Here is an 11,957-nt window from a genome sequence, read left to right as displayed (position 1 = left end):
CCCCCGTGTGACCAGGGCGGTGGTACCGGGTTCAGCGCAGGTGGGAGTCGAACCAGTTGAGCATCCGCTGCCAGGCGTCGGCGGCGGTGGCGGGGTCGTCGTCGAAACGGTGGCCGGAGCCCGGGTAGGTGACGAGATCCGTGGCGACCTCGGACTCGCGGGCGGCGTCGAGCAGCCGGTCCAGCTCCGCCTCGTCGTCCCGGTCCCCGTAGATGCCGAGCCACGGGCAGGTCAGGCCGGGCGCGGCCGAGACCAGTGCGGGCAGCGGGCCCACCGGCTCGTCGATCCCGCCGCCGGCCACGGTGACCGCGGCGCCCAGGGTGCGCCGGGCGGCCACGAGCAGCGCGACGCTGCCGCCGAGGTCGAAGCCGACCACGCCCATCCGGTCCGGGGGCACCTCGTGGTCGGCGAGCCAGCCGAAGGCGGTGTCGGTGTCCGCCATGACCTGCTCCCCGTCCAGCCGGGCGACCTGGTCGGCGACCTGCTCCTCCGCGCCGTCGAGCTCGTCGGTCCCGTCCCGGTGGTAGAGGTGCGGGGCGACGACCAGCCAGCCGTCGCCGGCGATGCCCTCCACGAGCCGGCGCACCGTCTCGGTGACCCCGCGCGCCTCGTGCAGCACGACGATGCCCCCGCGCGGCCTGCCCTCGGGTTCCGCGACCGTGAGGCGCAGGTCGGAGCCGTCGACCAGGGGCACCGCCTCGGTGCGGATCTCGCTCATGCGGACAGCCTTCCACGACTCGGGGACGGGTCGCGGACGGGGCGGGTTACCGTGACGGACATGACGCCGATCCGTCCCGACCTGGACACCCTGCCCGCCTACGTCCCGGGCCGGGCGATCCCCGGGGCGATCAAGCTGGCGAGCAACGAGGTCGCGCTCGCACCGACGGCACCGGTGCTGGCGGCCATCGCCGAGGCCGCGGCGGCGGGCAACCGGTACCCCGACCTGGCCGTCGTCTCGCTGAGCGAGCGGCTCGCCTCGGAGCTCGACGTGACGCCGGACCGGATCGCCGTCGGCTGCGGCTCGGTCAGCCTCTGCCAGCAGCTCGTGCAGATCACCTGCCGGGAGACCACGGACGAGGTCGTCTACGCCTGGCGGTCCTTCGAGGCCTACCCGATCGTCACGCAGATCGGGAACGCCCGCGCGGTCACCGTGCCGCTCGACGGCGACTTCCGGCACGACCTCGACGCCATGGCCGCCGCCGTCACCCCGCGCACCCGGCTCGTGTTCGTGTGCAGCCCGAACAACCCCACCGGCACCGTGGTGCACCGGGCCGAGTTCGAGCGGTTCATGGACGCGGTCGGTCCGGACGTCGTCGTCGCGCTCGACGAGGCGTACCACGAGTACGTCACCGACCCGGAGGCCGTCGACGGGCTGCCCCTGCTCGACCGGTACCCGAACCTCGTGGTGCTGCGGACCTTCTCCAAGGCGTACCGGCTGGCGGGGCTGCGGGTGGGCTACGCGGTCACGGCGCCGGAGATCGCGACGGCGCTGAAGAAGGTGTGCGCGCCGTTCAGCGTCAGCACGGTGGCCCAGGCCGGGGCGATCGCCGCCCTGGACCACGCGGGCGAGCTGCTGGCGGCGTGCAAGGAGGCCGTCGGGGAGCGGGTCCGTGTGCGCGAGGCGCTGCTCGCCGCCGGCTTCACGGTGCCGCACACCCAGTCGAACTTCGTGTGGCTCGCGCTGGGCGGGCGGACGGCGGACTTCGCGGCGCACTGCCTGGAGCACAAGGTGGTGGTCCGGCCCTTCCACCCGGACGGGGTACGGGTCACGGTGACCACGCCGGAGGAGGACGACCGGTTCCTCGAGGCCGCCCGCAGCTTCTGACCCGGGTCCTTCGGCCCGGTTTCTCCGGGCATTTCCCCGATGTCGGGGCCGTGCGGCGGGTGTTCACTGGCCGTATGAGCCACTCGCCGTACGAGTACCCCGACCACCGGTCCGGCGGTGCCCCGCTCGTGCCGCGCGACGACGAGCGCAACTGGGCCATGGCCGCCCACGTGCTCAGCTTCGTGTCCGCCTGGTTCGCGCTCGGCCTGTTCGCGCCGTTGATCGTGCTGCTGGTGAAGGGCGGCGACTCGGCCTACGTCCGCCGGCACGCGGTCGAGTCGCTCAACTTCCAGATCAACGCCCTGGTCTGGACGGTGGTGTTCGGCGTGCTGGTCTTCGTCGGGATCGGGCTGGTCCTGCTGCCGCTCTACGGGGTGTTCTACGTGGCCTGCGTGGTGCTCGGCACGGTCCGCGCCTCGCAGGGGGTGGACTTCCGCTATCCGCTCACCCTGCGCCTCGTGCACTGACCCCGGACGCGCGGGCGGGCCCGGACCGTGTCGGTCCGGGCCCGTCGCGTGGGTGCGGTGGTGCGCGGGTGCGCCCGGGGCGGTCGCGCGGCGACCGCGGTCAGTGCCGGGCGCCGCGCCTCCCGTAGAGGCCCGCGACGATCACGACGAGGATCACGGCCACGACGATCTGGAAGATCGTCTCCCAGAAGTTCCACCCGGAGGTCCGCAGGTTCAGCGCCCGGGCGATGAACGTCCCGATGAAGGCGCCGACGATGCCGATGATGATCGTCAGCCAGATCGGGATGTTCTGCTTGCCCGGCACGAGCAGGCGGGCCAGCGCGCCGATGATGAGTCCGAACACGATCGCGGTGATGATGCCGGTGATGGTCATGGAACTCTCCCGACTGTGAGTGCAGGGCCACCCTCACGGTCGCCCCCCAAGGCGTCTGCCTAGCACAGCGCGACGGCCGTGGCCTCACGTGAGTCCGGTCGGGACCGAAGCGTTATCTGCCGTTCCCGCGCAGGTCAGGGGGTACACCCGGACGGATGACCACGGTCGGCGCAGCGCCCGGCCGCGGGCCCCGGACCGGATCAATATCGTCACCGTCCGTTTACGGCCCGCGTCCCCCGGGCACTCGCTCCTCGACCACATCGGACCGCTCCGGAGGAACCCGGCGCGACCGCGAGGAGGATATGCATGGGTGTCATCGGTTGGATCATCGTCGGGCTCGTCGTCGGTGCCCTCGCGAAGGCGATCATGCCGGGTAAGGACCCGGGCGGCATCATCGTCACCTGCATCATCGGCATCGTGGGCGGCCTGCTGGGCGGCTGGATCAGCTCGGCCCTGTTCGGCGTCGACACGGGCAGCTTCTTCGACCTGCGTACCTGGCTGATCGCCCTCGTCGGGTCGCTGGTGCTGCTCGGCATCTACCGGCTCGTCGTCGGCCGCCGCACGCGTACCCACGCCTGACCGCGACACCACGAACGGCGCCCGCCCCGGGGACCCCGGGTCCGGGCGCCGTCGTGTGTCGGCCCTCGGGCACGTGGCCGGCCCTGCCCCGCTCGGCCCGGTTCAGCCCTCGAGCACGTACCCGGCCCCGCGGATCGTGCGGATCCGCTCCGGCCCGATCTTGCGCCGCAGGTACGAGATGTAGACCTGGACCAGGTTCGGCGAGGCCGGTTCGGACCACACCTGGGTCGCCAGCTCCTCGTGCGACACGGTGGCGCCCGGCTCGGCGAGCAGCGCGGTGAGCAGCGAGAACTCGGTCGGCGACAGCGACACGGGATTGCCGTCCACGGTCACCTCGCCGAGCTCGGTGTCGACCACCAGCTCGCCGCGGCGGATCAGCGTGTGCCCGACGGCGCCGGTCATGCGCAACCGCAGCCGGATCCGCGCGGAGAGCTCGTCGACGGAGAAGGGGCGCACCACGTAGTCGTCCCGGTCGCTGCGCAGCTGCGCGATCACCGCGTTGCGCCGCTCACGCGGGGTGAGCACCACGACGGGCACGCTCGGTGACTCGGCGTGGACCGCCGCGAGGACGGCGGCGTGCTCGGGTCCGGGGAGATCGACGTCGAGCACCAGGAGGGCGGGCGGCGCGGCGCGGATCGCGTCGAGGACGGCGATGCCGTCGGCGGCGGGATCGGCACGCATCCCCTCGGCGCGGAGGGAACGCAGCACGGACGCCGACGCGGCGGTCGGGGGCAGCGCCACGAGGACGGGGGCGTACGGGGGCACGGACGCTCGAGCCGTCGCCTGAGACGGCACGAACACGGACGCACCCCCCGGGGGAGCAGCGGGGAGCATCGCGGACAAGCTTGGCCTGAAAGCCGCCCGATCACAATGTGTCAACGATCCGAACCGCGCGTGGCAGGCCGACGAGCGGCTCTCCCTGAGAACCCGGTTGCTCCGAACGGAGCAGCGCGAGTGGGGATCCCGGGGAGAACGGCACGCTCCGGCGCCTCCGGACGACCTGTCGGCGCGTCGAGGCAACCCCGGCTCTCAGCTTCACGGGAGGCGCCTCCGGTTCCTCCATATGGTCCTCGATCATGCGACGGAAACCCTCCGCCGCGGAGGACCGGCTCGACTCCCGCGAGCTGGTCGCCCGACTCTCCGCGGAGCACGGCTCCCCCGCCGGCCGACCGGGCCGTCCGGCGCGTCGGCGGCATGCCGCCGGTGCCACGGCCACGATCCCGGCGCCGCGCTCCGTCGACCACCACGGGACCGGGGGCCCCGAGACCCCCGGAGACCCCGGAGACCTCGGGGACGTCGGGAACGTCGGGAACGTCGGGCACTACGGTGCGCGCGAGCCGGCCCTCCTGACGCACGCGGCGTCGCTCGGGCTCGACCCCGAGGGCGCCGGTCCGCCGCCGATCAGCCCGATGACCGGGCTGCCGGTGGTCACGGCGGCCGACATCATCGCGGGTCCCGCACAGGTCGCGGGCGGGAACGGCGCCGACGACCCGAGCGGCGCCGGCGGCTCGGTCGTCGAGCGGGACGTCCCCGGCCGCCGCCCGGCCCGCGGCCACCGGCGCCCCCGGCGTTCGACCCTGCGCCGGTTCGCCCCCGTCACGGTCGGGGTCGCCACGGTCCTGGTCGCGGCCGCGGTCGCCCTGCTGCTGCGACCCGCGTCGGACGACGGGCCGGATCGGGCGGCGTCGTTGACCTCGTCCGACACGGCCCAGGGCGCCCCGGACCCGCTCTCCACCGGGGTCGCGCCCGTCCCGGCCCCCGGCGCGCTGAGCCAGGCGGTGGACGCAGCGCGCGAGCACGCCACGACGACGACCCGACCGCCGGCCGCGTCGGCGGATCCGGCGCCCGGTACCGCCCGGGCGCGCGGTCCGGTGTCGGCGGGTGACGGCTCCACGGCGGCGGGCCGGTTCGGCTGGACCCCGGTCGGCGGTGACGAGTTCTCCGGCGGCCTGGGCAAGTGGGGGCTCTACGACGGCGCCGGCCACGGCGGCAACGGCCGGCGCACCCCGGACGCGGTGTCCACCTCCGGCGGTGTCCTCACCATCCGCGGCGACTCGAACGGCAACACCGGCGGCATGGCGTACAACGAGGGCCGCCAGTACGGCCGGTACGAGATGCGCGCCAAGTTCCCGGCCGGGGACTCCCAGTACCACCCGGTCCTGCTCCTGTGGCCGAGCGACGTCGAATGGCCCCGCGGCGGCGAGATCGACTTCGCCGAGACCGACAGCGCGTCGAACGGGGTGTCCTTCTTCCTGCACTACGGGGCGGACAACAAGCAGAAGTCCGCGAACCGGAAGATCGACATCGGCCAGTGGCACAACTACGCCGTGGAGTGGACGCCGAACGGGATCACCGGTTACCTCGACGGGCAGCAGTGGTTCTCCAGCACGGACCCGGGCACGCTCCCGCCGGGGAAGATGCACCCCACCATCCAGCTCGACTACTTCCCGGACGGCGGCTCCCCCCGCCCGACGGAGATGCAGGTCGACTGGTTGCGCATCTACTCCTGAGCTGCCGAGGGTCCTGCGGTCCTACCGCCCGCGGACCAGCCGGACCACCTCGTCAACGCGCGGCTCGAGCTGCGCCCACCCCTCGCGGAGCAGCTCCAGCGGCCGGCCGTCGGCGAGCTGCCAGATCACGGCCGCGGCGGCCAGCGAGGCGAGGGCGACGAGGACGAGCAGCACGCGCCCGAAGCGGGCCCGGCGCAGCCGGCGTCGGCGCCGGGCGGCGGACTCGGCCCAGGTCCGCGGGCCGGTGGCACGGAGCGTCGCACGCGGGGCGCGGTGCGCGGGGCCGTGCGCCGGCCGGGGCGGCATCGGGCGGCGCGGCATCGGTCGCAGCGCCGGGCGTGGCACGTGGATCCGGGCGGTCGACGCGTCGGTGAGGGCAGAGCTCGGCGGCAGGCTCATGGTCGGTCCATCCGGCTACGGGTCGGTCATCCGTCTGTCGAGCAGATCTCTCTCCGCGTTAGCCGTGCGACTGGGCCGAACGGGCGGTCCTGAACGCCCGATCCACCCACGGTGACGGGCCCGTCTCACTCCGTGTGACTACGCTACCCGGGGTAGCGGATCAGCAGCGAGGCGTGCACGTCCTCCGGTCCGACGGCCGCGTACCCGTGGGGAGCGTCGGCGACCCACTCGAGATACCCGCCGGGCCCGGCGAGGCCGGGCGCGTCCGACCGCCCGGCGCGGAGCTCGCCCGCGAACACCGTGGCGTGTTCGGTGACGCCGGGGTGGTGGGGCGGCGAGGTCTGCTCGGCGCCCGCGGGGATCCGCATGCGGTACAGCTCGTAGGTCGCGGGGCCGTCCTCGAAGACCCGCAGCAGTTCCATGTCGACGGCCGCGCCCCGGATCCGCGGGCTGCCGCCGCCGGACACCAGGGCGGTCAGCGCCACCCCGAGGGCGGCCGCCACGGCGTGCAACGTGTCCAGGGTGGGGTTGCGGGTGCCGGCCTCGAGCCCCGAGAGCGTGGCCTTGCCGACCGACGCCCGGCGGGCCAGCTCGGACAGCGACATCCCCCGTTCCGTGCGCAGCGCCCGCACGCGGGGGCCGACGTGGGCGGCGCCACCGGGGAGCGCGGGCCCGGACCGGTCCGGCGGTCCGTGAGCGACGTGCGCGTCCGCCGGTCCGGACTCGCTTGCCGTCGTCGCGTCCATGGGGTTATCGTCCCATCCCGGCCGCCGTTCCGTAAACGGAACGGGGCGGGAGGAGGCGTGGTGCGTGCGATCGCTCGACCGGTGCTGGCCGGCGTGGTCACGGCGATCGTCGGGTTCGGCGGCTCGTTCACCGTGGTGCTCACCGGGCTCCGGGCGGCGGGCGCGTCGGAGGCGCAGGCGGCGTCGGGGCTGCTGGCGGTCGCAATCGGCTCCGGGATCGTCGCGCTCGTGCTGGGCCTGCGTACCCGGATGCCGGTGAGCATCGCGTGGTCGACGCCCGGGGCGGCGCTGCTGATCTCGTCCGGTGCCCCGGAGGGCGGCTTCCCGGCGGCCGTGGGCGCCTTCCTGCTGTGCGGGGTGCTGATCGTCGTCGCCGGGCTGGTGCGCCCGCTCGGGCGGCTCATCGCGGCGATCCCGGGGCCGATCGCGGCCGCGATGCTGGCCGGGGTGCTGCTCGACCTCTGCCTCGCGCCGGTCCGGGCCCTGCACGACGTGCCGCTCCTGGCCGCGCCGGTGATCGTCGTCTGGGCGCTGGTGGCCCGGTTCGCCCGGCAGTGGGCGGTGCCGGCCGCGCTGGTCGTGGCGATCGCGGGCATCGCGCTCACGGGGCCGGGTCTCGACGGGGTGGACCTCGCGCCCCGCCTGGAGTGGACCGCGCCGGTCTTCACGCCGTCCGCCCTGATCGGGATCGGGCTGCCGCTGTTCCTGGTCACGATGGCCTCGCAGAACGTGCCGGGCATGGCCGTGATGGCGCAGTACGGCTTCGTGCCGCGGCTGCGCGGGATCCTCGTCGCGACCGGGCTGGCGACGCTCGGCGCCGCCCCCTTCGGCGGGCACGCGGTGAACCTCGCCGCGATCAGCGCCGCGCTGGCCGCCGGGCCCGACGCCGACCCGGACCCGGACCGGCGGTGGATCGCCTCGGTCACGGCCGGGCTGGGCCTGGCGGTGCTGGGCCTGGGCGCCGGGCTGGCCACCGCGTTGCTGCTGCTCTCCCCACCGGTACTGGTGGAGGCGGTCGCCGGGCTCGCCCTGCTGGGCGCGCTCGCCGGGGCGGTGACCTCGGCCGTCGCGCAACCCGAGGGCCGGGAGGCGGCGATCGTGACGTTCGTGGTCACCGCCGCCGGGGTGTCGTTCCTCGGTCTGGGCTCGGCGTTCTGGGGCCTGCTCGCCGGCGGCGCGATGCTGCTCCTGCACCGCCGCCGCACCCGGACGGTCAGCTCAGCAGGGCGGCCAGCCGGGCGTCGGACTCCGCGAGGGCGGCCCGGTCGAAGGTCGACGAGCTGACCAGCAGCTCGTCGGCCCCGGTGCGGGTGAGGAGCGCGTCGAGCCGGGTGGCGACGGTCTCCTGGTCGCCCACGATCGTGCGGCGCGGCGCGCCCTCCATCGTGGTCCGCTGCCGCGTGGACAGCGGCCGGTCCGGGTCCGGCGGCTCCAGCGGCGGGAACTCGCCGGTGCTGCGCGCCGCCGCCAGCGCCCAGGCCTCGGGCAGGGCGAGCTCCGGGTCGCCCACGAGCACGTCGAGCGACACGACGATGCAGGCCCGATCCCCCGCGCGGTCGCGGTAGTCCGCGAGCGCCGCCGCCCCGGCCGGGGTGTCGTCGAGCACCGGCCCACCCACGACGACCGGCAGTCCCAGGTCCCCCGCCACCGCCAGCCCCTTGCCCGTGGCCAGCACGAACAGCGGGACCGGCGCGTCGAGCCGGGGGCGGGCGGTGACGGGCGCGGTGCCGTCGAGGTAGGCGCGCAGCTCGTCGAGGTCCTCGCGGAAGGTGTCGGCGCCGTCGGTCCGCAGGGCGTGCCGGACCGGTGCGGTGAAGCCGAGCGAGCGCCCGACGCCGACGTCGATCCGGCCGGGATGCAGCGCGGCCAGCACCCCGACCTGCTCGGCCACGACCATCGGCTGGTGGTTGGGCAGCATGATCCCGCCGGAGCCGACGCGGATGCGCGACGTCGCGGCGGCCACCGCGGCCATGAGGACGGCGGGGCTGCCGCTCGCGATGCCGGGGACCGCGTGGTGCTCGGCCACCCAGAACCGGTGGTAGCCGAGCTCCTCGGCCCGCTGCGCCCGCTCGACGGTGTGGCGCAGCGCCGCGGAGTCCGGCTCCCCGGCCCTCGTCCGCGACCGATCCAGCAGCGAGAGACGCACACACCTCCCAACGCCCCGCGAGTCGGCGGTATTCGGCGACCGAGTCGCACATCCCGGAAGGTCCCGAGAAGTGCGGTTCGGTCGCGTGAGAGTGCCGACTCGCGGGATCAGGTCAGGTTGCGGCGCTCCAGGAGCGGGCGGATCTGGGGGTCGCGGCCGCGGAAGGCGCGATAGGCCTCCATCGCGTCGACGCTGCCGCCCTTCGACAGCAGCTCGCGGCGGAAGTGGTCGCCGTTCTCGCGGCGCAGCCCGCCGTTCTCCTCGAACCACTCGACGGTGTCCGCGTCGAGGACCTCGGACCAGATGTAGGAGTAGTAGCCGGCCGAGTACCCGCCCGCGAAGACGTGGTTGAAGTAGGTGCTGCGGTAGCGCGGCGGCACGAGCGGGTGCGCGATGCCGGCCTTGCGCAGCGCCTCGGCCTCGAAGGCCAGGACGTCCTCGACGGTGTCGTCGACGCTGAGCGTGTGCCAGGCCTGGTCCAGCAGCGAGGCCGCCAGGTACTCGGTGGTCCGGTAGCCCTCGCCGTAGGCCCGGCTGGCCAGCAGCTTCTCCAGCAGCTCGGGCGGCAGCGGTTCGCCGGTCCCGTGGTGGCGGGCGTACCGGCCGAGGATCTCCGGGCGCTCCAGCCACATCTCGTTGACCTGGGAGGGGAACTCGACGAAGTCCCGCGGCACGGACGTCCCGGAGAAGGTCGGGTACCGCACGGCCGAGAACAGCCCGTGCAAGGCGTGCCCGAACTCGTGGAAGAGGGTACGGACCTCGTCGATGGTCAGCAGCGTGGGCTCGCCCTCGGCCGGCTTGGCGATGTTGAGCGTGTTCATCACGACGGGCCGCGTGCCGAGCAGCCCGGACTGCGGGACGAGCGCGTTCATCCACGCGCCGCCGCGCTTGGACTCGCGGGCGTAGTAGTCGCCGCCGTAGAGGCCGAGCGGGGTGCCGTCCGCGTCGAAGACCTCCCAGTACCGGACGTCGGGGTGGTAGGTCGGCAGGTCGTGGCGCTCGTGGAACTGGATCCCGTAGAGCTCCTCGGCCGCGTGGAACACCCCGTGCACCAGCACCCGCTCCAGCTCCAGGTAGGGGCGCAGCAGCGCGGCGTCGACCTCGAAGCGCTCCCGGCGCACCCGCTCGGCGCAGAACGCCCAGTCCCACGGCTCGAGCGCGTGCCCGGCGGCCGCGGCGAGCTCGCCGGCCTCGGCGTCGGCGTTGCGCATCGCGGCCGGCGCGAGGTCGGCCAGCATCGCGGCGACGGCGTCGACCGAGCCCGCCGTGTTGTCGTCGATCACGTAGGCGGCGTGGCTCGGGAAGCCCAGGAGCCGGGCGCGCTCCGCGCGCAGCGCCACGAGCCGCAGCACGACCTCCCGGGTGTCGTTCTCGTCGCCCTGCGCGCCGCGCCCGATCGACGCCTCGAAGATCTCGCGCCGCAGCTCCCGGTCGGTGAGCGACTCGAGCACCGGCTGACCGGTCGGCAGCACCAGCGTGATCAGGAAGCCGCTGCCGTGCCCGCGGTCCTTCGCCGCGGCCGCCGCCGCCGAGATCGCGCCCGGGGACAGCCCGTCCAGCTTCGCGACGTCGTGCACGTGCACCGCCGCCGCGTTCGCCCCGGCGAGCAGGCGGGCGCTGAAGGTCGTGGACAGCGAGGACAGCTCGGCGTTGATCGCGCTGAGCCGCTCCTTGTCGGCCTCGTCCAGCTCGGCCCCGGCCCGGACGGCGTCGCGGTGGTGGCGCTCCAGCAGCCGCCGCGACTCCGGGTCGAGGCCCAGCTCGTCGCGCTGGACGTGCAGCTCCGCGATCCGCGCGAACAGCCGCGGGTCCAGGGCGATCGCGTCGGCGTGCGCGGCGAGCATCGGGGCGACGGCGGCGCGCACCTCCTCGATCCGCGGGGTGGTGTGCGCGCCGGCGCGGCTGAAGAAGACCCGCGACACCCGGTCGAGCGTGCGGCCGGAGAGCTCGAGGGCCTCGATGGTGTTGGCGAAGGTCGGCGGGCCGGACCCCAGGATCGCCTCGACCTCGGCCCGCTGCTCCGCCATCCCCGCCTCGAACGCCGGCAGGTAGTCCTCGTCGGTGATCGCCGCGAAGTCCGGCAGGCCGTAGGGCAGCTCGCTCGGCGCGAGGAAGGGGTTCGCCATCCCCCCACGCTAGCCCGGGCCGCGGCGCCGGAGGGTCGGGCTCGGGCGGGCCGGGCCGGCACACCCGCTCGGCCCCGCCGGCACACCCGCAACGACGGCGGCGCACCCGGTCGACGGGCAGTACCACGCCTACCGGGGTGTGCGAGGCCTACCGGGGTGTGCGAGCTGATCGGCCCTGCGGACACGGGCGCGCTCACCCCGGCATCCGCGGGTCCGCGGTCGCGCGGCGCGGCCAGGCGCCGACCGCTGTCACATCCCTCCGGGCGCGTCACACCCGGGCGGGCACGAGGCACCCCGGCCAGCGCGACCTGCCCCGGCCAGCGCGACATGCCCCGGCCAGCGCGACATGCCCCGGCCAGCGCGACATGCCCCGGCCAGCGCGACATGCCCCGGCGAGCGCAGCACGCTATGCCTCGGCGGCCACGCCACACCCCGGCGGCCACGCCACACCCCGGCGGCCGCGACACACCCTGTCGACGGGGTGTATCGCGCTCTGACCGGTTGTGACGCCGGGCCCTGCAGGGTGTGCCGGACGCGAGCGGGTGCGCCAGCCCACCCGCACCGGTGTGTCCCACTCGGAAGGGTGTGCCGGACGCGCGCGGGGGCGGCAACCCCACCCGCACCGGTGTGTCCCACCCGAAGGGATGTAGCGACGCGAGCGGGTGCGGCAGCCCGACGCGGAGCGGCGTGTCCTATTCGGAGAGGGTGTGGCCGAATCGAGCGGGGGTGGCAGTACGCCCAGGAGCGGGTGGGCCCGGTCCGGGTGTGCTCGAGGGTGTCGTGGGT

The 11,957-nt window shown here is 74.7% G+C and carries 12 protein-coding genes; 5 read left to right on the top strand and 7 right to left on the bottom strand.

What is annotated here, in order from left to right; genetic code table 11:
• Positions 1-31: 31 nt before the first annotated feature.
• Positions 32-718, bottom strand: coding sequence for a dienelactone hydrolase family protein (locus ACFQH9_RS02890; protein WP_379563876.1), 687 nt, complete (start codon positions 716-718; stop codon positions 32-34).
• A gap of 60 nt (positions 719-778) precedes the next feature.
• Between ACFQH9_RS02890 and hisC the strand changes: the two genes are divergently transcribed.
• Positions 779-1,825 carry a histidinol-phosphate transaminase gene (gene hisC / locus ACFQH9_RS02885; protein WP_379563874.1) on the top strand — a complete coding sequence of 349 codons (1,047 nt, stop codon included), beginning with the start codon at positions 779-781 and terminating at the stop codon, positions 1,823-1,825.
• A gap of 74 nt (positions 1,826-1,899) precedes the next feature.
• Positions 1,900-2,292, top strand: a complete 393-nt coding sequence (locus ACFQH9_RS02880; RefSeq protein WP_379563872.1) for a DUF4870 domain-containing protein — start codon at positions 1,900-1,902, stop codon at positions 2,290-2,292.
• Between the two features lie 100 nt (positions 2,293-2,392).
• Here the strand turns inward: ACFQH9_RS02880 and ACFQH9_RS02875 are convergent, their stop codons facing one another.
• Positions 2,393-2,665 (bottom strand): GlsB/YeaQ/YmgE family stress response membrane protein, encoded by a 273-nt coding sequence (locus ACFQH9_RS02875; protein ID WP_379563870.1) that lies wholly within the window; start codon positions 2,663-2,665, stop codon positions 2,393-2,395.
• Between the two features lie 306 nt (positions 2,666-2,971).
• Here ACFQH9_RS02875 and ACFQH9_RS02870 point away from each other — a divergent pair, with 306 nt between their 5' ends.
• Positions 2,972-3,244 carry a GlsB/YeaQ/YmgE family stress response membrane protein gene (locus tag ACFQH9_RS02870; RefSeq protein ID WP_379563868.1) on the top strand — a complete coding sequence of 91 codons (273 nt, stop codon included), beginning with the start codon at positions 2,972-2,974 and terminating at the stop codon, positions 3,242-3,244.
• A gap of 102 nt (positions 3,245-3,346) precedes the next feature.
• Here ACFQH9_RS02870 and ACFQH9_RS02865 read toward each other — a convergent pair whose 3' ends face one another.
• Positions 3,347-4,009, bottom strand: coding sequence for a response regulator transcription factor (locus tag ACFQH9_RS02865; protein ID WP_379563866.1), 663 nt, complete (start codon positions 4,007-4,009; stop codon positions 3,347-3,349).
• 311 nt (positions 4,010-4,320) lie between these two features.
• Here ACFQH9_RS02865 and ACFQH9_RS02860 point away from each other — a divergent pair, with 311 nt between their 5' ends.
• Positions 4,321-5,754, top strand: coding sequence for a glycoside hydrolase family 16 protein (locus tag ACFQH9_RS02860; protein ID WP_379563864.1), 1,434 nt, complete (start codon positions 4,321-4,323; stop codon positions 5,752-5,754).
• Between the two features lie 21 nt (positions 5,755-5,775).
• On the opposite strand, the gene ACFQH9_RS02855 is transcribed toward ACFQH9_RS02860, so the two are convergent.
• Both ACFQH9_RS02855 and ACFQH9_RS02850 read right to left on the bottom strand, forming a co-directional pair.
• The gene (locus tag ACFQH9_RS02855; protein WP_379563862.1) at positions 5,776-6,153 is read right to left on the bottom strand and encodes a hypothetical protein; all 378 of its coding nucleotides are present in this window, start codon (positions 6,151-6,153) and stop codon (positions 5,776-5,778) included.
• 143 nt (positions 6,154-6,296) lie between these two features.
• Complete coding sequence (locus tag ACFQH9_RS02850; RefSeq protein WP_379563860.1) at positions 6,297-6,899, bottom strand: helix-turn-helix domain-containing protein; 603 nt, start codon at positions 6,897-6,899, stop codon at positions 6,297-6,299.
• A 60-nt stretch (positions 6,900-6,959) separates the two neighbouring features.
• Here ACFQH9_RS02850 and ACFQH9_RS02845 point away from each other — a divergent pair, with 60 nt between their 5' ends.
• Positions 6,960-8,183: a benzoate/H(+) symporter BenE family transporter gene (locus ACFQH9_RS02845; protein WP_379563858.1), complete on the top strand. Its 1,224-nt coding sequence runs from the start codon at positions 6,960-6,962 to the stop codon at positions 8,181-8,183.
• Here the strand turns inward: ACFQH9_RS02845 and ACFQH9_RS02840 are convergent.
• Together ACFQH9_RS02840 and ACFQH9_RS02835 are read right to left on the bottom strand one after the other, a co-directional pair.
• Positions 8,113-9,045, bottom strand: a complete 933-nt coding sequence (locus tag ACFQH9_RS02840; protein WP_379563856.1) for an MsnO8 family LLM class oxidoreductase — start codon at positions 9,043-9,045, stop codon at positions 8,113-8,115. The genes ACFQH9_RS02845 and ACFQH9_RS02840 overlap by 71 nt on opposite strands.
• A gap of 107 nt (positions 9,046-9,152) precedes the next feature.
• Positions 9,153-11,171 (bottom strand): M3 family metallopeptidase, encoded by a 2,019-nt coding sequence (locus tag ACFQH9_RS02835; RefSeq protein ID WP_379563854.1) that lies wholly within the window; start codon positions 11,169-11,171, stop codon positions 9,153-9,155.
• Positions 11,172-11,957 lie beyond the last annotated feature (786 nt).

The sequence above is a fragment of the Pseudonocardia lutea genome (assembly GCF_042658055.1).
GTDB lineage: Bacteria > Actinomycetota > Actinomycetes > Mycobacteriales > Pseudonocardiaceae > Pseudonocardia > Pseudonocardia lutea.
The sequence above is the reverse complement of the archived record's forward strand: the minus strand, read 5'-3'. Positions and strand labels throughout refer to the sequence as shown.